Below are 21,773 nucleotides of genomic sequence, written 5' to 3' on the forward strand. Positions count from 1 at the left end.
TTTAGTAGGGTAAAATATAGTTGTAAAAAAGGAGTGATGTATTTGAATAAACGAAAAAAGCCAACGGAACTGCTCTTGTTTGAGTATTTATTAAACCGCAAAACCCTTACGCAACAAGAATTGCTTACCTATAAAAATTTATGGCGAGGTTATCAAGGTGAAATTCTGTTTGACTCCTATCTTGAGGAATTATCATGCGATTCTATAGTCCTCAGAGATGTTTGGCTCTCTAAAAATAACCGAATATTCCAACTGGATCATCTATTGTTTTACAAAGACTGCATATATATGTTCGAAGTGAAAAACTACTCTGGAGATTTCTATTACGAAAACGAAAAGCTGTATAAGGAAACAGGACAGGAGATCGATGATCCTCTCATCCAACTGAAAAGAAGTGAGTCACTTTTAAGACAATTACTAAAGTCTCTAGGCTACCACTATCATCTTGAATCTAAGGTTGTCTTCATCAATTCCGAATGTACTATTTTTCAGGCTTCCAGAAATAATAATATTCTTTTACCTACACAAATAAATCGCTATTTCAAACAATTCCAGCAACATGTTTCTTTAAATCATAAATTTCCCCAATTAGCAAAACGGCTAGAATCCATCCAATTAAAGCAATCATCATATATTAATATCGTTAATTATAATTATGATCAGTTGAAAAAAGGTATACCCTGTATTTCATGTCGCCAATTTTTAAATGTAGTGAAAGGAAAGCAAACATTTTGTTCTTCTTGTAGCAATCGTGAATTCGTTCATGATAGTGTTTTACGTAATCTTAAAGAATACACGCTGCTTTTTCCGAAAGAACGAATAACTATAGAGAAGATGCAGGAATGGTGTGATTTACCTATATCCAACCAAAGAATGCGTTACATTTTAAAAAAGTATCTTAGTTTACAAGGAAATACAAAGGGAGCTTATTATATACCGATAGAATAATATTCTTTTTTTATGGAAAAAGCAGAGATAGCATGAAAAGTGGAGAGGGCACGAGGAGATTTCATGGAAAAAGCAAGGATTGCATGAAAAGTGGACCGAAACAAGAGGGAATTTCACGGAAAAAGCGGAGATAGCATGAAAAGTGAACAGGAGCACGAGGAGATTTCATGGAAAAAGCAAGGATTGCATGAAAAGTGGACCGAAACAAGAGGAAATTTCACGGAAAAAGCGAAGATAGCATGAAAAGTGAACAGCAGCAAGAGTAGGTTTCGTGGAAAAAGTATTAACTCCTTTGAAATAAGCTTAAACGAGATCACTTTTGTTAAAATTTCTTAATTAAAACAACATAAGAAATATTGACAAACTCTTTCAATCTTGAGATAATAATTTCAATCAAATATTGGTACCTTTAATTCAGTCCCGTGAGGCTGACAAGGACAACGGATTGCAGAAGGGATACGTCTATGGACGATTTGTACCCTTTTGTCTGAAACTTCTTGTCAGTTGGGCAAGGAGTTTTTTTATTGTTCAGAATGTTGACAGGTAATCTTACAATCTAGTAGTCGATTAGCTCAGTTGTTCTTACAATAAAGTGACTTGCTCAACAGGTGCCAGTCAAACAGACAAGGGGAGATTTTAAATGGATAAAGAATTTTCATTACAAGCAGTACCTAAATCACACAGAAATGGTTTTTGGAAAATGTTTGTCGTCATGTTAGGTTTTACATTCTTCTCGGCAAGCATGCTATCAGGTGGAGAGTTAGGTTTAGGTTTAACGATGCAAGAATTTATTTGGATGGTCTTATTAGGTAACTTAATCTTAGGTTTATATACAGGTGGACTAGCTTATATTGCAGCAAAAACAGGCTTATCCACACATTTATTAGCACGCTACGCTTTCGGAGAAAAAGGTTCTTATTTAGCATCATTTTTACTGGGAGCCACTCAAGTTGGTTGGTTTGGAGTAGGTTTAGCAATGTTTGCTGTACCAGTTAATAAGGTAACAGGAATCGATATGACCACGTTGATCATCGTCTCCGGGATTGTTATGACTTTCTCTGCATTTTTTGGAATGAAAGCTTTAGCGATCTTAAGTTTTATCGCAGTTCCGGCAATAGCGATCTTAGGAAGTATATCAGTCGGAATAGCAGTCGATGATCTTGGTGGTTTAGCTGGATTATTCGCTTATGAACCAGAGGCATCATTAGGACTCGCAGCTGCATTGACGATTTGTGTTGGATCCTTTGCCAGTGGTGGTACATTAACGCCTGACTTTGCTCGTTTTGCGAAAACGAAAAAAACAGCAGTTGTCACTACTCTGATCGCATTTTTTATCGGAAATTCACTAATGTTTTTATTCGGGGCAGTTGGTTCGATTGCAACAGGTCTTGGCGATATATCCGAAGTTATGTTTGTTCAAGGATTGGTTGTACCGGCCATCATTGTATTAGGGTTAAATATCTGGACGACAAATGATAATTCCTTATATGCTTCAGGTTTAGGGTTTTCTAATATTACAAAAATTAAAAAGAGTAAAGTCGTTATCTTTAATGGCATCGTAGGTACGATTTTTGCGATGTGGTTATATAACAATTTTGTTGGATGGTTAACCCTTTTAGGTGCAGCTTTACCACCAATTGGAGCGATTCTGTTAGCAGACTTTTTCATTATGAAAAAAGGTAAATATCCGAAATTGGAAGATATGAGCTTTCAAGCCGTACGTTGGCCTGCAATTGTAGCCTGGGGCGGTGGCTTTGCCGCAGCACAATATCTATCAGGAATTCCACCTCTGAATGGAATTATCGGCGCAGTTGTGTTATATGTAGGACTAACACTTTTAACAGAAAAAGTTTTTACAACGGAGAAAAGTTTGACACTTGGAAAAGAGGTATAGAATTGATTATTCAAAACGCAGCACTACCAAAACAAGAAGGCTTATTTAATATTTATATCGAAAAAGGTAAATTCACCAAAATCGAGCAAGCACAGCCTGTCGAAGGTGCGATCGATGTGGAAGGAAAACTAGTGAGTGCCCCTTTTATTGAACCACATTGTCATCTGGACACCACTCTTACAGCAGGTGAGCCAAAATGGAATGAAAGTGGAACCCTTTTTGAAGGTATATCAACTTGGGCAGAACGAAAAAAGACTCTGACAATAGAAGATGTCAAAGAACGAGCAACAAAAGCATTAAAATGGCAAATCGCTCAAGGTATTCAACATGTTCGTACACACGTTGATGTCTGTGATCCATCTTTAACCGCAATGAAAGCTTTGTTAGAAGTTAAGGATGAGTTAAAAGAATATGTGGACCTTCAGCTTGTAGCTTTTCCGCAAGATGGCTATTTATCTTATCCGAATGGTACAGAGTTAGTGGAAGAGGCATTGAAACTTGGAGCAGATGTTGTTGGAGGGATTCCGCATTTTGAATTCACTCGGGAATACGGTGTGGAGTCTATGAAAATTGCTTTTGATTTAGCTGAGAAGTATGACAAGTTAGTTGATATTCATTGTGATGAAATTGATGATGAGCAATCACGATTTGTCGAAGTAGTAGCTGCTGAAGCATACAAACGAGGCTTAGGTAGCAAAGTAACAGCAAGTCATACGACAGCAATGCATTCGTATAACGGAGCCTATGTATCAAAATTAATGAAAATTCTCGGTTTGTCTGAAATTAATTTTGTTGCGAATCCACTAGTTAATATTCATTTACAAGGCCGTTTTGACGATTATCCAAAGCGACGTGGTATTACCCGTGTAAAAGAATTGTCTGAGGCTGGTTTAAATGTCTGTTTCGGCCATGATGATATTTTCGATCCATGGTACCCGTTAGGAACAGGCAGTATGTTACAAGTCTTACATATGGGAATTCATGTGACGCATTTAATGGGATATAACCAAATCATCGATGCTTTTGATTTTATTACAGGTAACAGTGCGATAACCTTAGATATTCAGGATCAATATGGCATCGAGATTGGTAAGCCAGCCAATTTTATTATTTTAAATGCAACGAATGAGTACGATGCGGTTCGTAAGCAAGCAGAAGTGATTGCATCTTATCGGAATGGTGAAAAAATAGTTGGAACAAAACCGAAAGAAACATCCTTACTTATAAATGAAAAACAAGAGTTTATAGATTTTGAAAGATAGGGCCAAGGCTCTATCTTTTTATTTTTTACGCTAGGAAATCATAAAATTTCAGCGAAGGTAAAATTTCAAATGAACTAAGTAATAGAAAAACTTCGTCACTCGCTAAAAGACGTGGCGAGTGATGAGTTTTTCTTATGGAAATAACTTCAAACAACCTCTTTACTTATGGTACTATGTGATTAGAACTATTCCAATTATTGAGGTGAAATAATGAGGTTATTTGCAAGCATATTGATTGTTATTGGGATTGGCGTTGCGGGACTGTTTTTATGGATTATTGCATTATTAGGAAAAGATCAGCAATTTTACGGTGTATATATTCCGATTTTGAGCTTGGGTCTAATCGTGATCATAATTCTAGCAATCTACGATAAGTGGAAAGAGAAAGGAACAAAATTGTTCAGTATATCTTTTTTAGTAATAGCGATTATTACTATGGGTTCCTATGAAGGCTATCAATATTATTTAAAAAGTCTTGAAATTGTAAGCACTCAGGACGTCGACTTGTCCGAATACCAACCTTTTCAAGAAGACACAAGGGCAATCAGGTTAGAAGAAGAGTCGACACTACAATTAACAGATGACTTACCACAATTAGATGGTGCTACGGCATTATATCCAGTATATGCAGGATTTGCTCAGGCTGTCTATCCTGAAAAAACTTATAATTTAGATGAGAGTGAAGTCATATCAAGTCAAACATCTAATGCATTTAAAAACGTAATACATAGTGATGCCGATATAGCTTTTATGGCAGAACCTTCAGAAAAACAATATGAATATGCAGACTCGATAAATGTTGACATAGAATTAACCCCGATTGGGAAAGAAGCGTTTGTCTTTTTTGTTAACAAAAACAATCCAGTAGATTCTTTAACAATAGAGCAAATTCAAGCGATTTATTCAGGTGAAGTCACAAATTGGCAAGAGGTCGGAGGAAATAATGAAGAAATTCGTGCTTTTCAGCGTCCAGAAGGTAGTGGTAGCCAATCGGCATTAATTCGATTTATGGAAAACAGAGAATTAATGGAACCCCCTGCTGATGAAATTGTTTCTGGCATGGGCGGAATTATTAGAGAAACGTCTAATTACCAAAACCATAAAAATGCGATAGGTTTTTCATTTCGCTTTTTCTCACAAGAGATGGTTGAGAATGGTGAGATTAAACATATAGCTATTAATGAAGTAGAACCATCGAAAGAAAATATCCAAAATGAAAAATATCCAGTGATAGCTGAGTTTTATGCAGTAACTAGAAGAACAAAAAGTGAAAATGTTGAAAAGTTAATCGATTGGATTCAAACAGAACTAGGTCAAGAAATAGTTGATCGAACAGGATATGTGCCATTAGAGTGATCGACATCGTGATAAAGAGGAGTGGTAAACGTGCAGTTTCACATAGATCTTATCGCATTAGTATCGATCATTCCAGTATGGATGATCATTGCTTTTGCCGCTGTTAATATTTATCGAAAAAAACAAGAGCACATGGCGATATGGAAAGTAATTTTGCTTATATTAGTAGGATTATTTACGGTTGATTTTAATTGGCAATCATCGGGACAGAATCAATGGACCCTGCCGATTCTGCCACTAGGCGTTTGGATTATTTACTTTCTTTTGCGAAATGATCCAGAGCGCTGGCAACGAGTTCGTCCTTTTGCATGGTTAGGTTATGCCGCAAGTTTTCTATTTTTATTATCGAACCTTATTTCTCTTGTATTGCAACCTATCATTTATCCATTAGATGAGATTGATACCTATATTGCCGATGTGGAGAATGCGGATATCATTACGACTTATGGGAATCTTTCGAATAAAACGATCGATAAGGAGCAGTTCATGGATGCCTTGGAAACTGCTGAAGTAAAAGATTTAGATATTAATAACTTTTCACAATTAGATCAAGGCCATACAGAACAGTTTCCCTATATTTTAGATGGAATAAATCCAAAGTGGGGTAGTGGTATAATACCTGTCATTTACCTAGAAAAAGATGGGAAAGGGATGCTGGTTTCTTCACCTGAAAAACAATATTATTTTACTACTGAAAAGCGCCTATGGGAGTGACAGATCAATGGCATATAAAAAAATAGGAGTCATCCTAGCAGTGATCATCGTGATTGCTCTGATTTGGTTTGGCATCAGTAAATTTTATGCAAATCCTGATACATTTTTATCAAAACAAACAATCAAAAACCAAATAAAAGAGTATCATCAAATGAACGTAAAGAAAATACAAGAAACGATCTATTTAGACGATGCCCATGTCGTTATTCCTTTCATCTCAGAGACAGATAAATATGCATTAGCTTTTTGGCAATGGAAGGAAGCAGAATGGCAAAGCATTGGTCATAATGCAATGGGGGCATATACGATTTGGAAAGTGGATGATCAAAATTATCTTATATGGAATGTTAAGCCGAATGATAGCTTGGAGTATGTCGATTTACTAGGACAACGGGAGAGAGAGTACGGCATAACAAATGGAAATGATTTTTATCATCCGGAGATTGATATGACGGAAAAACTTAATGTATCAAAAGAAGTATATGGTATGAAGCCATTACCTTCAGTTTGGGATAAAGTAATTTTTGAGTTTCAACCACATGAACCAACGAGTACAAATGAAATGTTTCATTTTCAGTCACAACCACCAGAAATAAATGTAGGATGGGTTCCTTATGACAGTCAAGATCAAATATTATCTGTTGACAACTATTTTTCGGGTAACTCAGGAGGTTCTGGTGGAGGTAAAATAGTACATATTTTTCGTTTAACAGAAGATGAAATCAAATAATTGAAACCTTTTTTACCCTCATTCGTAAGTAGTAGTAGAGAAAAACAAGGGGGATAAAAAATGTTAGGTGTATTAATCGCAACATTAATCGCAATGATTTTATATGTAGTAGGTGTAATTCTAACCGTAAGCATTTCAAAACTAAATGCTACTCGCGTAATGAAACACGGTTTATTTATATTTGTCGTGGGTTACCTTACTACTGGAATTATATTTTATTTTGCTTTACCAGCAGTATCTGTGCCAAATATGTTAATCGCTAATCTGGTAGTAGCCGTGATCTTTTTACCGCTGTTTCTTTATGTGATTCAGCCAGGGAAAAAAGTAGAAACAAGGGTAATGAAACCAATAATTGGCTTTTTTAGTCTTGCTTTTATCGCAGTAATCGTCGTAATTGTATTAGGTTTTACTACCTTAGATGAAGCACATCAATCGATTTCTGTAACAGAAGAAGAGGAAGCAAAACCATTAACAAAAGATGAAACGCCAATTACAGTGGCGCCTGAGTTTGCACGAAATAAAATTCAGAAAGCAATGAGTGTTGTACCAAATCCGCAATTTTATGATTTAGGTAAATTACAAGTGCAAAAAGTCGATCAAGAAATTGTCTATGTAGCACCAGTAGAGTTTGCAGGTTTCTGGAAGTTTGTTCGTGGAAAAGAAACAGCAGGTTATTTTACGATCTCTGCAACAAATGTAAATGCCCAACCAGAATTTCATGAGAGTGCGATGCAGTATACAAACTCCAGCTATTTTCATAAATATGTAAAACGGGTGATCTATAATCAGTATCCACAATATATTCAAAGTGGTGATGCTCAAATTGAAATCGACGATGATGGAAAGCCATGGTATGTTCAAACTATTTATCGCCCAATGCATGTTACCAATAAACCAAATCTAGAAGCATTAAAAGTCGTTGTAATTGATCCAACTTCAGGGGAGATGGAGATGTTTGAAACCGATCAAGCACCTGATTTTATCGAAGGATCGGTAAGTTCAGAAATGGCTACAACAGAAAACAATTATTTTGGTAAGTATATACATGGTTGGTTAAATAGTGTTTTTGGAAAAAGAGATGTTAAAATACCAAATGCATCTGGTTCAGAGTCCGAAGTTACCCCAATTTTTGATGAGAATGGGGAGATGTTCTATTTTACAGACTTGACGTCACCTAAGGAAAATATTGATTCTGCATTGGGTTATACCTTAATTCACGCCCGTACTGGGGAACTAACCTATTATGGTGGAGAAAAAAATAATGGAATAATGGATAGTGAAGGTGCTAAACAGATTGTAAATAAGGAGTTTCCTGAGAAGAAATGGGAAGGATACATGCCAGTATTATATAATATTGATGGCAATCCGACCTGGGTAGTTAATGTACTAGATCCTAATGGATTACACAAACAATACGCCTATATAAAAGCAAATGATTCTGATTTTGTTGTATTTGGAGATACGGCTAATCAGACCTTAGATGCATATCGAATGGCATTATTACAAAGACCAGGTAATGTCGGTGCTACGGATGACGCAGAGTTGGAGACAAGGTCGGGTGAAATAGATCGAGTCTTGGTGACATCAACTGAGCAAGGACAGGTCGTGCAGTTTTTATTAAATGGTGATCAAACGATTTATACGGTTAATGCTAGTTCTTCACCACTATCGATCTTTTTAGAAAAAGGAGATACCATTAGAGCGGAAGTTCAAACCTTAGACAACGGGACCGCCACAGTCGAAGAAATTGAAATTGAAGGATTAACACAATAATGAAAAAGCATGGATAATTCCATGCTTTTTTTATTATGAATGGAGTGAAACTGTGAAGTATTTGTTTATAGTTTCTTCACGGGAAGTGTTGTTCGCTAGACGGGAATTATGCTTTTTTCCCGTGAAGCCGATGAAAATTCCTGTCTAGAAGAAGAGGATTCCCGTTAAGCGCGAGTAAATTCCTGTGAAGAAAAAATACTTTCATTTTAAACGAAATCTATAATCTCGATTTGTCCACTATAAAATATTCCCTTCTTTTTTTAATCTCCGATATATCTCCCAGGTAGCTAAGGCGCATAGTATAGCGGTGAATGCGATAAAGAAATAGCCTGCTTGCATACCGATTCTATTACTTTCCTCAAATGAAACACCAAAAGATAGATTGGTAACCCATTCAATAATATATCCAATCAATAAATTCGTTACCACACCTCCAATCCCAATTAACACTACGGTAAAGGTAATCGCGGTATCTGTTCCTTTCGTGTACTTTTTAGCAATTAACGCCATCATCGTAGGATAAATCGGACCAATTCCAAAACCAGCGATGGCAAATAGAATAGCATATTGATCACCAGTAAAAATTGGAATCATACTAAATACCCCGGCAAATATCGAAAATACAATAATCGAGATAGCGTATCCAAATTTATCTGTTACAGGTCCTAATAAAAGTCTTGCTAACATAAACGAAAAGAAAAAGATCGATAACATTCCAGAAGCTTCAGCAATCGACCATTCACTTACTTTTACCAGATAGTTAACAAGCCATGCTGCGATTCCAAGTTCCGCAGTGACCCCCATGGTTAATGCAAATACAATGAGCCATGCAATCGGATCACGTGTTAATTTTTTTATAGAAGTACGGTCTTCCTCTTCAGCTCCCTCATCTTTAGGGAAACGGCTTAATACAACAGGTATAATTGGTAAAATCGATAAGGATAGCATAATCATATACATCCCACGCCAGCCAAGCACAGTAGAGGAGATTTCCCAACCCATCATTTGGGCAGCTACAATTGGTGCAACCGTTGAACCAAGTCCATAAAAGAAATGGGACAAATTAAGCATTGTTCCAGTATTTTTAGTGAATAATCGTGCGGCAATGATCGCTAAACCAATCTCGAGCATTCCATTTCCAATATATAATAAAAAGTAAGCCCCTACTAGAGAAGCGAAATTAGTAGAAAAATAGATGAATACTCCAGAAATCGCCATTAGTAGAAAGGTTAGAATGCTCGTGGCTTTAGCACCGATCTTCGCAATTAACCAAGATGTATACGTACATGCGAGTAAAAATCCAAATGCATTAATAGCTAATAACACTCCTAGTGTCCCGTCGCTAAGAGATAATTCATTTTGCATATCAGGTATAGCTGGCCCTTTAATATTCTCGGAAACCCCAAAAATTAAAAAACCACCAAAGATAACAAATAAAAGTAAAAAATAATTCGTTTTTGGTTTAAGATTCATATGTATTATTCTCCTTGTGAAAACGTTATTAACAATCATACATTAAAAGCATTAATTTGTAATGCTTTGTGATTCGAAATGATAGATTCTAAAATATGAATATATTATACTCGAAAGTAAGCGATTTCAAACAGAGGTGATAATATGAATCAGACACAGATGAAAACCATACCACTAAAACAAGTTCAAATAACAGATGATTTTTGGAAAAGTAAAATAGATTTAGCCAAAGATGTTATCATTCCCTATCAATGGGATGCGTTAAATGATAATATTCCAGGAGCTGCTCCGAGCCACGCGATTGAAAATTTTCGGATTGCTGCCGGTTTATCTGATGGTGAATTCAAGGGAATGGTTTTTCAGGATAGCGATGTCGCAAAATGGTTAGAAGCTGCAAGTTATAGTTTGATCTATGAATATGACGAAGAATTAGAAAAAACGATTGATGAAGTCATTCAATTAATCGGAAAAGCACAGCAAGAAGATGGTTACCTCAATACATACTTTACTGTGAAAGAACCTGAAAAACGTTGGAAAGACGTTTGTCATGGACATGAGTTATATTGTGCAGGACATATGATTGAAGCAGCAGTGGCATATTATGAAGCAACCAAAAAAGATTCATTGTTGCGAATTGTGACAAAATATGTGGATTATATTATAAGTGTAATCGGACCTGAAGAAGGTAAGTACAAGACTTATCCGGGTCATCCCGAATTAGAATTAGCATTAGTCAAATTATATGAGGTAACCCATGAAGAAAAATATTTTAACTTGATGGTATATTTTATCGAAGAAAGAGGAAAACAACCAAGTGTTTTTCTTGATGAACCAACTTTAGGCTTACATTTTAATGATAAATGGTTCGATCTAGCTTATCATCAAGCACACGCTCCATTAGATCAACAAGATACAGCTGAAGGACACGCTGTTCGTGCGGTTTATTTGTATGCTGGGATGGCAGACCTTGTAAGATATACGGACTCAGAAAAATGGAAAAAACGATTAGAACTCCTTTGGGACAATGTAGTAGAAAAAAGAATGTATATTACAGGTGGAATTGGATCACAAGGCCATGGTGAGCGATTCACTTTAGATTATGATCTTCCTAATAATGTGGCATATGCTGAAACCTGTGCTTCGATTGGCTTGGTCTTCTGGGCAAAAAGAATGTTACAGATTGAGGCAAATCAAAACTATGGGGATGTCATGGAAAAAGCATTATATAATGGTATTTTAAGTGGTATGTCAGAGGATGGAAAAAAATATTTCTATGTCAATCCGTTAGAAATGGTTCCAGAAGTAACAGATTATCGACATGACCATCAACATGTCGATTCTGAGCGGGTCGGTTGGTTTGGTTGTGCTTGTTGTCCACCGAACATTGCAAGACTTTTAACATCGCTAGGCAATTATATATATACTCAAGATAACGAGACGATTTACACGCATTTATATATAGGTAATCAAACTAAATTTGAAATAGAAAAACAGCCAGTTAAATTGAATCAAAAATCGGATTATCTTAGCGATGGTAGTGTTAATATATCTATAGAAATAGCTGAAAGTACAAGCTTTACATTAGCTTTTAGAAAGCCTTCATGGTCAAATGAGGTCAAGGTAAAAATTAATGGAGAAACGGTAGTTTTAGACAAGATCGAGAATGGCTATCTATTTATTAATAAATTATGGGAGAATAATGATCGGATAACTTTATCGTTCAATATGGATATTAAAGTGGTTAGAGCAAATCCAAAAGTAAGAGAAAATGCTGGTAAGGTTGCATTACAGAGAGGACCAATTGTCTATGCGTTAGAGGAATTAGATAATGCGGAGGATTTACATGCCATTAAACTTGATCTTACTGAAAAAATAAATGCTCGATCAGATGCAACTATCAATGGTATTCCATTCTTAGAAGGCAATGGTGTACGGGAAAAGCTTTCTACCCCCAATTTATATACATTTGATCAGAAGATAGAACAAGAAAGGATAACTTGGCGGGCAATTCCTTATAGTTATTGGGGTAATAGAGGGAAAGGAGAAATGATAGTTTGGACTCGTACGATGTAAATGCTCTTTCATTAAGCTACACTCCAATCTGAAGTGTAGCTTCATTCATTATTAAATAAAAGATACAATGAGTTAACATAACATTTCATTTGTACTATTCAAAAATGTGTTATGATTGAATTATTACAGGATAGGTTTTGGTTTGAAATCAGGAGGAAGAAAATGATCGATTTTACAAAACGGCAATCAGAAATTATGACAATTTTAAAAAAACACGAACCAATTACTGCTGAACAAATTGCTGAGATGCTTGGTGTAAGTAAGGGAACCCTTCGTTCAGATTTAGCGGTATTGGTAATGACCGGACATATTGAGGCAAAACCTAAAGTCGGCTATTTTTTATCGAAAACAAAAAGTGAAACAAATAATCAAAATGTATGGAAGCATACTTTAGTGAAAGATGTTCAAGGTCTTGCAGTAACAGTTCAAAGGACCACAACCGTTAATGATGCAGTGATCTCCCTTTTTCTAGACGATGTGGGTTCATTGATCGTGGTTGATGAAAATCAATATTTACAAGGTATCGTTTCACGGAAAGATTTATTAAAGGTAACATTAGGAAATCCACAGGCGACATCAATGCCGGTCCAACTTGTGATGACTAGGCAACCAAAGGTATACACCATAACAGCAGATCAGAGTGTGTATGATGCAGCAAAAATGATGGTGTATTATGAAGTGGATAGCTTACCAGTTGTAAAACCAGAAGATGACAACAAAAATAAAGTGATAGGGCGTATCACTAAAACGAATATAGTGAAAGCATTAATTGATATGGGATCAGAAGCATAATGTAAGGGGGATATTAGGTATGGTTGAAAATAAGTCTTTTATTTATGTTTGTTCCGATGCAGTAGGGGAGACAGCTGAGGCAGTTGTTCGAGCAACGGTCAGACAATTTACCAATAGTAATGTACAAGTGAAAAGGTACAGTCACATCCAATCTGAAGAAGAAATCGAAACCATTGTTCAAGAAGTACGTGCCAATCACAGCTTTATAGCTTATACGCTCGTCCAACCTGAACTAAGAGCTAAAATGCAGCAAGATGCAATTCGTTATGATATACGAGCGGTAGACGTAATGGGGCCGATGATGCAAGCATACATTGATACGTTTAATGGCAATCCTAAACCTGAACCAGGTCAACGACAAGTACTTGATGAAGAATATTTTAAACGAATTGAAGCAGTAGAATTTGCTGTTAAATATGATGATGGTAAAGATGTAAAAGGGCTGTTATTAGCCGATGTTGTACTAATTGGTGTTTCCAGAACGTCAAAAACGCCATTAAGCATTTTCTTAGCGCATAAAGGGATAAAAACAGCAAATCTTCCTATTTTACCTGATATGGAAGCTCCAGAAGAGTTATTTAAAGAAGAAGATCGTATGATTGTTGGTTTAACGATAGACCCTGGGCATTTATTAAAGATCCGCACGGAAAGGTTAAAGACTCTTGGTTTACCAGCCCAATCTAAATATGCTTCAATGGAGCAGATTAAAAAAGAATTAAAGACTGCGAATGAATTAATGACCAAATTAGATTGTCCTGTTATTAATGTTTCGGATAAATCAATTGAAGAAACTGCCGGAGTTATCATGAACATGCGTGCAAATCAAAAGTAGGAGCAAAATATAAGCTCCTACTTTTTTTACGGATTAAAATATGATCGATTGTAATACCAATGATGAATATAAGCAGGATTATGCGACACTATTTTAGTGGTAATTATGAGATGTTATATGTGTTTTGCAATCGCTTCGGCTTGTCGACTTCCCTTTCCGCGGGTTTTTCTCCTCAGCTAACTTTTTCAGCAAAGTGCGCTTAAAAAGTGGATCTTCGGATAAAAACATCCCGCAGGAGTGGAAGCCGACGCCTGCGCTTTTTATTGATCTACAATTAGAGTAAAAATAATCATATTGGCTTTATTGCATATCGCCTATAAATTTGTCTTTAGACTACTTACTCTTAATTAACAAAATATTTTCATATCTGTAACAATCCAAAATGCTAGCATTTGAAATATTTGTAGAGTTTAATTCAGCGTAGGCGGCCACTTTCACTCCTGTGGGATCGTTTTCCATGAAGATCCACTTTTTCATGCGGTTTTTGCTTGAAAAAGTTAGCTGAAGGGAAAACCCCACGGAAAGGGAAGTGGGCAAGCCGAAGCGGTTACCACGCACATATACCTTTTCAAAATTGCTAACAAAGTTATGTCTTTGTGAACTAATTTATTTTAATAATGACTCTGCTCCGTCTATGAACAATTCTGTGCCTGTTATATGGCTCGAGTCGTCGGATGCTAGAAAGGTTACTAGCTTGGCCACTTCTTCTGGTTTACCTGGTCTATTTTCTAATGGTTTATCCCCTTTTGGAAAGTCCATTGGGATATCGATCTTTTCCAGTTCAGGGGTTTTTTCTGTATTTTTACCGATATTCGTTTCAATAGCACCAGGACAGATGATGTTTACTCTTATTTTATATTGAGCAAGTTCGAGAGCTGCCATTTTTCCAAAAGCCATTTGTCCAGCTTTTGACGTACTATAAGCTGCCATTCCAAAGTTTGAGAAAATTCTATTTCCATTCACGGAACTTGTAATAATAATACTTCCACCATTTTCTTTTAAATAAGGTACGGCATATTTTACAGTATGAAACGTCCCTTTTAAATTTGTATTAATAGTCTTGTCCCAGTCCTCAGGGTCTAAATCTTCAATTGGAGCAAGTACACCGTTTATACCACCATTTGCAAAGACAATATCAAGCCTGCCCCACGTATCATGGACCTTCTCCATTGCTGATTGAACACGTTGATGATCTGATAAATCCACATCTACAATTATGGCTTCACCACCAATATCTTCAATTTCATTTTTTACTTGATTAGCCTGTTCTTCTTTAATATCCATTAAGCAAACTTTAGCACCTTCATGGGCGAGAGCGATCGCAGAGGCTCTTCCAATCCCTGAACTTCCACCAGTTACAACAGCAACTTTACCTGTGAATCGATTAGACATTTTCATTCTCCTCATCATTTAATATTTTGTATACTATTCCCACATCACTATGTGATAACACACATTTAATGATTTTTTTGAAATCGCTTTTATCGATTAAAGGAAAAGAAAATGCTAAAATGAATGGTATAACAGAGGAATAATTGAAGGAGGACATCATGAATAAAAAAATCTTAGTAACAGAACCAATACCTGAAAACGTGAAAAACTACCTTAAAGAACAAGTGGAAGTAGATACCTGGGATAGTCCTGATCAGATGCCAAGACAGCAATTACTAGATACGATAGGAGACTACCATGGTCTAATTACAGCAAAGGATAAAATTGATGATGAATTACTTAACAAAGCAAAGAAACTAGAAGTTGTTAGTAACATTTCAGTAGGTTATGACAATTTTGATGTGGAAGCGTTAAAGCGCTCTCAGGTGATAGCAACTCATACTCCTTACGTATTAGATGAAACAGTAGCAGATCTTATTTTTGGTTTGATTCTAAGTAGTGCAAGAAGAATTCCAGAACTTGATCACTATGTTAAACAAGGGAATTGGAACAAAGCTGTAGACCTTCCTTTATTCGGTCGCAATGTCCATCATAAAAAACTAGGTATAATAGGGATGGGGCGGATTGGCGAAAAAGTGGCAAGAAGAGCGAAACTAGGATTTGAAATGGATGTAACCTACTATAATAGAAGTAGAAAAGAAAACTTGGAAAAAGAATTAGGAGTCAATTTTCAAGAATTAGATGATTTGATAAAAGAGTCTGATTTTATTTTATTAATGACTCCTTTAACGAAAGAAACGTATCATTTAATAGATGCAAAAGCATTTGCAAACATGAAAGAAACCTGCTTTTTTATAAATGCTTCAAGAGGTGCAGTTGTAAACGAAGCTGCGATGATTGAGGCACTCAAAGAGGAAAGTATTGCTGGTGCAGGCTTAGATGTATTCGAACAAGAACCGGTAGATCCTAATAATCCACTCTTGAAAATGAAGAATGTCGTGACATTACCTCATATCGGATCTGCTACTGCTGAAACACGTGAAGAAATGAAATTTTTCGCTGCGAAGAACGCTTTACAAGCATTAAACAAAGAAAAGCCTGAAGCAGTAATAAAAGAATTGCAATAACTAAATTACAGATAAGGAAAGACATGGCAATGTGTAGATACCATGTCTTTCTTTTAGTCCTTATTGATTTGCTCGATTTGCTTGCTCTATCACTCGATTTGTTTCCTCAGCTGCTTTGTCTAACGCTTCTTTTGGATCCGTACCCTGTAGTACATTTTCCATTGCGGTAACGACTTGTTGTCTTGCTTCAGGGAAAACGGAAATTAAAGCACCTTGTGTCGCAGAAGAAGGTGTTGTTTCTTGTAATTGATCAACTGTCACTTTTAATTGCGGAAATTCTTCCCATCTATCTTTTACGATATCTTCTTCATATGCTGCTGGATTAATCGCAAAGTAACCTGTGTCAATGTGCCATTTTGCTTGGCTTTCAGCTGATTGTAAGAATTTCATAAACTCCCATGCTGCTTGTTGTTTCTGTTGATCAATACCATTAGACATCCAAAGCGAAGCACCACCGATGATCACACCATTTCGTTCTGCTTCTTCTGAATATGGAATATAAGCAACGCCAACTTCGAATGGTGCATTTTCAATCGTACTAGCTACACCAGCAGAAGAGTCTAAATACATCGCCGTGTTTTCTGTTTGGAATGCAGCTCGAATATCATCCCAGTTAGAGCCGAAATTACCGTACGTACCAGCTTTATTCATTTCATCTATTAATTCAAATATGCGTAAGCCTTCTTCGCCATTAAATACAGCTTCTGTTGCTGCTTCAGATCGACCATTATCATTGTTAACAAAATGGCCACCTTGTGTCGCGATCAATTCTTCAATAAACCATCCGTAATTTAAAAGTGAGAAACCGTACCGTTCTGTATTATCACCATTTTTAACAGTAAGCTTTTCAGCCGCTTCTTTTATTTCAGCAAATGTTTGTGGTGGGTTTTCAGGGTCAAGTCCAGCTTCTTTAAACGCATCTTTATTATACAACATAACCGGAGTGGAAGAGTTAAAAGGCATCGAATATAATTGATCATCCACTGTATAGTAATTTAGGATATTTTTTTCAAGTTGTGAGATATCATAGCCTTCTTCATCGATAAATGATTGCACTGGTTCAATAAAACCACTATCAATCATATATTTTGTTCCAACTTCAAACGTTTGAATAATGGCAGGTGCATCTTCCGTACCACCAACACTACGATATTTCGTCAACGCTTCTTCATAGGATCCTTGGAATTCTGGAATAATCGTATAGTCTTCTTGTGATTGATTGAAATTATCTACGATTGCTTCGATTGATTCTTGTCCACCACCTGACATAGCATGCCAGAATACAGCTTCTACTTTTTCGTCTGAAGCTTCTTCAGTTGTTTCTTCTTCTGTTTCCGTAGTTTCGTTCGTTTCTTCTGACTCGTTTGATTCCTCTTCTACTTCTTGACCATCTGCATCATTTGAACATGCAGTGATCAGCATTGCAAAGCAGATTGTTAATAATATTAATAAAAACTTTTTCATCTTTTATTTCCCCCTTGTTATTTTAAAGCACCTTGAGCGAGCCCTTTTTGGAGTTGTTTTTGTCCTAAAAACAACAGTATTAATGTTGGAATGATTACAATAATAACGCCGGCCATTACCACCCCCCAATCTGTAGCCATCTCTTGGGTTTGGAGTTGTTTTAAACCAATTTGAACCGGTCGAACATCATCATTATTTGTCACAAGTAAAGGCCACAGGTACATATTCCATGTCGTCAGAAATCCATAGGCCCCTAATGTTACAAAGGAAGTTCGGCAATATGGAATGACAACTTTCCAGAAGAATTTAAACGAGCGAATCCCAGCAATATCACTTGCTTCTTTTAATTCTTTTGGAATCGTAAGAAAATGTTGTCGCAACAGAAAAGTTCCAAATGCAATAGCGAAAAAGGGAATCGTTAAGCCTTGATAACTATTAATCCAATCCAGTTGTTGAATCGTAATAAAATTCGGTATCATGGTAGCTTCCCAAGGAATCATCATTGTTGAGATAAAGATAAAGAAAACTAGATTTCGTCCTTTGAAAGGAATAAAGACAAACGCGAATGCAGCTAGGGCACTCACAAGCAATTGCCCGAGCATCACGGTAGTTGAAATAAAGAAACTATTCCATAAATAATGTGCTAATGGTAACCGTTCAAATGCTTTTTGATAATTGTCAAAGTGGAAGGATTCTGGAATGAATTTACCTTGCAAAAGTTCTGAGCCACTCATGAAACTAATGAAAAAGGCATAGACAACCGGGAAAAAGACAATAATCGCTGTCATGATTAATAATACATAGGTAATAATCGGTCGAAAAACTCTCATTGGTAGTGCACCTTCCTTTCGCCAAATTTAAATTGTAAAATAGTTACAATTAAAATACATAGAAAAAGAAAGATCGATTGTGCGCTAGCAGTACCAAATTGATAATTAACAAAAGCTTCACGATAGATAGAATACACAATGAGATTGGTGGATTCAGAAGGACCACCTTGTGTCAAAATATCAACTTGACCAAAAGTCTGAAATGCATTAATCAAGGATACTGTTACGACAAAAAATAGGGTAGGAGATAACATCGGAATTGTAATACGTCGTAATTGATAAAAATAGCCAGCACCAGATATTTTGGCACTTTCGTATAGATGCTCATCAACATTTTGTAGTCCACCTAATATAATTAAAAAAGAGAATCCAATATTCATCCAGATTGTCGTCACAGCAACGGAAACGAGTGCCCAATCTGGATGTAATAACCAATCAATAGAAGTGCCGCCAACTGATGTTATGAATTGATTTAAGATCCCCATACTGGGATGAAAAATAAATAACCAGACAACAGCAGATGCTGCTACAGAGACGCCCATAGTGGACGAATAAATCGTACGAAAAAAACCAACACCTTTTATTTTTTCATTTGCTAGTAAGGCTAAAAACAAAGAAATTATGATCCCAGTCGGGACAGTATATAACACAAATAATAAGGTGGCTTTAATACTTTTATGGAAACTTTCCGCTTGTAAAATATATTGATAATTTTCCCACCCTACAAAGACATTTGCGATTCCTTGTTGATCGGTTAGGAAAAAACTTAGATATAGTGTTTTTCCTAATGGATAAAACAGAAACACACTAAATAGAATGATCGATGGTAAAAGATACAGGATTGCTGAACGCCAATGGATAAAACGCCATTTAGGATCAATTTTAGTTATTGGGTTTTCCTGAATTTCTGCTGTGTTCTTCATACAATTCCCTCATGAATATTTTGTTTTTGAATATTTTTTGGCTCAACAATCAACTTTTCTGACTGTGAATCATAGACACATAGAGAATCTTTGTTTAACTGTAAAAAAAGGCTTTGTCCTACCTGGATATTCCATTGACCATACCATTTTGCATACCAATTCGAGTTATTCCATTTAAACTTCAGCAATGTTTCTGTACCCAATATTTCTACATGATCTATCGTAACTTCAAATGAAAGATTTTCCTGGTTGTGAGCAGCGCTGATTTCGATATTTTCTGGTCTAATTCCAACGATCACTTTATTATTTTCGATATTGTTTAAGGTAATTGGATCGATTGGAATGGTTAAAGTATCTTCTAGACTAATATGATGTTTCTCACGATTTACAAGTCCTGTTGTGAGATTCATAGGAGGTGAACCTATAAATTTAGCTACAAAAGGATTTGCAGGTGAATTATAGACATCAATCGGTTTTCCAACTTGTTGAATTTCACCTTCGTTTAATACCATTATGCGATCACCCATTGTCATTGCTTCAACTTGGTCATGGGTAACATAGATTAGGGTTATTCCAAGTTTACGTTGCAATTCTCTGATTTCTGCGCGCATGTGTGCACGAAGTTTGGCATCTAAGTTTGATAATGGTTCGTCCATTAAACAGATAGGGGAATTGGTAATAATAGCACGTGCTAAAGCTACTCGTTGTCTTTGCCCACCTGAAAGATGCCGGGGCTTTCGTTTTAAATAATCAGATAAACCTAACATGTCGGCGATATCTTTGCATTTTTTTCGTTGTTCTTTTTTGTTCATTTTTTTTACATCTAATCCGAATCTGATATTATCTTCTACTGTCATATGAGGATATAAAGCATAATTTTGAAAAACCATCGACAATTCTCTTTTACTTGGTGGTAAATGGTCAGCTTTTTTTCCATCGATTCGAATAGAACCTGCAGAAATGTCTTCCAATCCAGCAATCATTCGTAATAATGTGCTTTTGCCACAGCCCGAAGGACCTACAAGCACAAAGAACTCTCCAGGTTCGATCGTGACGTTTACATCTTTCACAACGAGTTGCTTATTGTCATACGTTTTGTCTACATTCATTAATTCGACTGAATACATAAGTATATCTCCTTTAGTTCAATTGCTTGTACCTTAGTGCCGATTATAAAAAATAAGTATGAAAGTAGTTTAAATCTGGCGTAAAAAAATCTATACAATAGTTTACAATCTTTAACAATCTTTAGTAAAAATGAAAAAAATACTTTCATAATAATAAAATTATTTGTATGATAGTATTTGTGAAGAAAAAGATTTGATGATTATGTATGATAATGAGGTGGAAATATGGACTTGATACAACAATCAATGGCAACACCTGTCGATAATTTTTTAGGAATGTTGATATATGCAGTTATTTATATGTTTATAGCCGGTCTTATTGTAGGGTTAGCACTGAAGTTTATTCCAAATCGTCTTCCATACGCGGTGAAAAGTTTAATTGTATTTATTGCTATTATTATTAGTTTGATAGTATGGTGGCAGACAATCGCAGAACCAGGGCTCATGACCTAAACATAAGTGAAAACAATTATTTTAGAGATGGTTATTTTAGTGAAGACTGGGACAAAAATTGTATCAATCAAAAAAATCCAAACGATTATTCGAAAAAACTTCGATAGCGTTTGGATTTTATTTATAGTAGGAAGATACTGCGCAATAACTGATGTGATTATTTTGACAGTAAATATGAGCGTACCAACCGCTCCGGCTTGCCCAGGAGTAGCCGTCAAGGCTGAGAATCTAATGGAGTGAAAGTCTCCTGTCATCAATTGACCGGTTCGGATGACTAGTATATCCAATGCGTGGTGAGGTAACGAGTCACGTTCTGCTTGGAAGTAAAAGTCACTGCGGCTCAACTTTACGCAGAGAGAGTATGGGTCGGAACAGCTAGAGTGGCGAGCAAATCTAGAGGCTAGAAGGCTTTAACGAATACTGCAGCTCCGAAATCGAGCGCCCTTCAGAAGCTGTTGAAGGGATGTCTGTGATGCGCCGACCTGGTTGGGCAATGGGGAAGGCCGATGTTCTATGGGAAGTAACGGTCAAGAGCACCATAGAAGCAGCCGGAGTAGGGGTTCTGGCATCTAGAGAAAGATTTTCAGAGATAACGACGGGAAAGTCCTAC

Annotated in this window: 18 protein-coding genes; 12 read left to right on the forward strand and 6 right to left on the reverse strand. The window is 36.3% G+C overall.

The features are described 5' to 3' along the window. The first annotated feature begins 42 nt into the window (after positions 1–42). From BN3107_RS06980 to BN3107_RS07010, 7 genes are all read left to right on the forward strand, one after another. The gene (locus tag BN3107_RS06980; RefSeq protein ID WP_148434679.1) at positions 43–948 is read left to right on the forward strand and encodes a nuclease-related domain-containing protein; all 906 of its coding nucleotides are present in this window, start codon (positions 43–45) and stop codon (positions 946–948) included. Between the two features lie 640 nt (positions 949–1,588). Next, the gene (gene codB, locus BN3107_RS06985; protein WP_058306893.1) at positions 1,589–2,842 is read left to right on the forward strand and encodes a cytosine permease; all 1,254 of its coding nucleotides are present in this window, start codon (positions 1,589–1,591) and stop codon (positions 2,840–2,842) included. Between the two features lie 2 nt (positions 2,843–2,844). Beyond that, positions 2,845–4,104, forward strand: a complete 1,260-nt coding sequence (gene codA, locus BN3107_RS06990; protein WP_058306894.1) for a cytosine deaminase — start codon at positions 2,845–2,847, stop codon at positions 4,102–4,104. Positions 4,105–4,314: 210 nt separating this feature from the next. Further along, the gene (locus BN3107_RS06995) at positions 4,315–5,460 is read left to right on the forward strand and encodes a PstS family phosphate ABC transporter substrate-binding protein (RefSeq protein ID WP_058306895.1); all 1,146 of its coding nucleotides are present in this window, start codon (positions 4,315–4,317) and stop codon (positions 5,458–5,460) included. Between the two features lie 30 nt (positions 5,461–5,490). Beyond that, complete coding sequence (locus BN3107_RS07000; RefSeq protein ID WP_058306896.1) at positions 5,491–6,174, forward strand: hypothetical protein; 684 nt, start codon at positions 5,491–5,493, stop codon at positions 6,172–6,174. Between the two features lie 7 nt (positions 6,175–6,181). Further along, entirely contained in the window at positions 6,182–6,904 is a 723-nt protein-coding gene (locus tag BN3107_RS07005) for a hypothetical protein (protein ID WP_058306897.1), read from the forward strand. A gap of 60 nt (positions 6,905–6,964) precedes the next feature. Beyond that, positions 6,965–8,677 (forward strand): hypothetical protein, encoded by a 1,713-nt coding sequence (locus BN3107_RS07010; RefSeq protein ID WP_058306898.1) that lies wholly within the window; start codon positions 6,965–6,967, stop codon positions 8,675–8,677. Positions 8,678–8,914: 237 nt separating this feature from the next. Here the strand turns inward: BN3107_RS07010 and BN3107_RS07015 are convergent, their stop codons facing one another. Then, positions 8,915–10,150 carry an MFS transporter gene (locus BN3107_RS07015; RefSeq protein WP_082631251.1) on the reverse strand — a complete coding sequence of 412 codons (1,236 nt, stop codon included), beginning with the start codon at positions 10,148–10,150 and terminating at the stop codon, positions 8,915–8,917. 144 nt (positions 10,151–10,294) lie between these two features. On the opposite strand from BN3107_RS07015, the gene BN3107_RS07020 reads away from it, so the two are divergent. From BN3107_RS07020 to BN3107_RS07030, 3 genes are all read left to right on the forward strand, one after another. Then, positions 10,295–12,223 (forward strand): glycoside hydrolase family 127 protein, encoded by a 1,929-nt coding sequence (locus BN3107_RS07020; protein WP_077065060.1) that lies wholly within the window; start codon positions 10,295–10,297, stop codon positions 12,221–12,223. Positions 12,224–12,385: 162 nt separating this feature from the next. Then, the gene (locus tag BN3107_RS07025) at positions 12,386–13,015 is read left to right on the forward strand and encodes a helix-turn-helix transcriptional regulator (protein WP_058306899.1); all 630 of its coding nucleotides are present in this window, start codon (positions 12,386–12,388) and stop codon (positions 13,013–13,015) included. Positions 13,016–13,034: 19 nt separating this feature from the next. Then, positions 13,035–13,847, forward strand: a complete 813-nt coding sequence (locus BN3107_RS07030; protein ID WP_058306900.1) for a pyruvate, water dikinase regulatory protein — start codon at positions 13,035–13,037, stop codon at positions 13,845–13,847. 606 nt (positions 13,848–14,453) lie between these two features. Here BN3107_RS07030 and BN3107_RS07035 read toward each other — a convergent pair. Then, positions 14,454–15,239, reverse strand: a complete 786-nt coding sequence (locus BN3107_RS07035) for an SDR family oxidoreductase (RefSeq protein WP_058306901.1) — start codon at positions 15,237–15,239, stop codon at positions 14,454–14,456. Between the two features lie 158 nt (positions 15,240–15,397). Between BN3107_RS07035 and BN3107_RS07040 the strand changes: the two genes are divergently transcribed. Beyond that, entirely contained in the window at positions 15,398–16,366 is a 969-nt protein-coding gene (locus BN3107_RS07040) for a 2-hydroxyacid dehydrogenase (protein WP_058306902.1), read from the forward strand. A gap of 60 nt (positions 16,367–16,426) precedes the next feature. On the opposite strand, the gene BN3107_RS07045 is transcribed toward BN3107_RS07040, so the two are convergent. Genes BN3107_RS07045 through BN3107_RS07060 form a run of 4 tightly spaced genes read right to left on the reverse strand, consistent with a single transcriptional unit; the run spans position 16,427 to position 20,710 of the window. Next, on the reverse strand, positions 16,427–17,830 hold the full coding sequence (locus BN3107_RS07045) for an ABC transporter substrate-binding protein (protein ID WP_058306903.1): 1,404 nt from the start codon (positions 17,828–17,830) through the stop codon (positions 16,427–16,429). 17 nt (positions 17,831–17,847) lie between these two features. Next, on the reverse strand, positions 17,848–18,660 hold the full coding sequence (locus tag BN3107_RS07050) for a carbohydrate ABC transporter permease (RefSeq protein ID WP_058306904.1): 813 nt from the start codon (positions 18,658–18,660) through the stop codon (positions 17,848–17,850). After that, complete coding sequence (locus tag BN3107_RS07055) at positions 18,657–19,583, reverse strand: carbohydrate ABC transporter permease (protein ID WP_058306905.1); 927 nt, start codon at positions 19,581–19,583, stop codon at positions 18,657–18,659. The genes BN3107_RS07050 and BN3107_RS07055 overlap by 4 nt, the downstream gene beginning before the upstream one ends. Then, on the reverse strand, positions 19,580–20,710 hold the full coding sequence (locus tag BN3107_RS07060; RefSeq protein WP_058306906.1) for an ABC transporter ATP-binding protein: 1,131 nt from the start codon (positions 20,708–20,710) through the stop codon (positions 19,580–19,582). The genes BN3107_RS07055 and BN3107_RS07060 overlap by 4 nt, the downstream gene beginning before the upstream one ends. 225 nt (positions 20,711–20,935) lie before the next feature. On the opposite strand from BN3107_RS07060, the gene BN3107_RS07065 reads away from it, so the two are divergent. Continuing rightward, a complete protein-coding gene (locus BN3107_RS07065; RefSeq protein ID WP_058306907.1) occupies positions 20,936–21,163 on the forward strand; it encodes a hypothetical protein in 228 nt (75 codons plus the stop codon). The last annotated feature ends 610 nt before the right edge of the window (positions 21,164–21,773 follow it).

The organism is Gracilibacillus massiliensis (assembly GCF_001458115.1).
Classification (GTDB): domain Bacteria; phylum Bacillota; class Bacilli; order Bacillales; family Amphibacillaceae; genus Gracilibacillus; species Gracilibacillus massiliensis.

Coding starts and splice junctions, on each gene's coding strand:
- codB (WP_058306893.1), top strand. CDS start 1,589: ATGGATAAAGAATTTTCATTACAAGCAGTACCTAAATCACACAGAAAT.
- BN3107_RS06995 (WP_058306895.1), top strand. CDS start 4,315: ATGAGGTTATTTGCAAGCATATTGATTGTTATTGGGATTGGCGTTGCG.
- BN3107_RS07005 (WP_058306897.1), top strand. CDS start 6,182: ATGGCATATAAAAAAATAGGAGTCATCCTAGCAGTGATCATCGTGATT.
- BN3107_RS07010 (WP_058306898.1), top strand. CDS start 6,965: ATGTTAGGTGTATTAATCGCAACATTAATCGCAATGATTTTATATGTA.
- BN3107_RS07015 (WP_082631251.1), bottom strand. CDS start 10,150: ATGAATCTTAAACCAAAAACGAATTATTTTTTACTTTTATTTGTTATC.
- BN3107_RS07020 (WP_077065060.1), top strand. CDS start 10,295: ATGAATCAGACACAGATGAAAACCATACCACTAAAACAAGTTCAAATA.
- BN3107_RS07025 (WP_058306899.1), top strand. CDS start 12,386: ATGATCGATTTTACAAAACGGCAATCAGAAATTATGACAATTTTAAAA.
- BN3107_RS07030 (WP_058306900.1), top strand. CDS start 13,035: ATGGTTGAAAATAAGTCTTTTATTTATGTTTGTTCCGATGCAGTAGGG.
- BN3107_RS07035 (WP_058306901.1), bottom strand. CDS start 15,239: ATGTCTAATCGATTCACAGGTAAAGTTGCTGTTGTAACTGGTGGAAGT.
- BN3107_RS07040 (WP_058306902.1), top strand. CDS start 15,398: ATGAATAAAAAAATCTTAGTAACAGAACCAATACCTGAAAACGTGAAA.
- BN3107_RS07045 (WP_058306903.1), bottom strand. CDS start 17,830: ATGAAAAAGTTTTTATTAATATTATTAACAATCTGCTTTGCAATGCTG.
- BN3107_RS07050 (WP_058306904.1), bottom strand. CDS start 18,660: ATGAGAGTTTTTCGACCGATTATTACCTATGTATTATTAATCATGACA.
- BN3107_RS07055 (WP_058306905.1), bottom strand. CDS start 19,583: ATGAAGAACACAGCAGAAATTCAGGAAAACCCAATAACTAAAATTGAT.
- BN3107_RS07060 (WP_058306906.1), bottom strand. CDS start 20,710: ATGTATTCAGTCGAATTAATGAATGTAGACAAAACGTATGACAATAAG.
- BN3107_RS07065 (WP_058306907.1), top strand. CDS start 20,936: ATGGACTTGATACAACAATCAATGGCAACACCTGTCGATAATTTTTTA.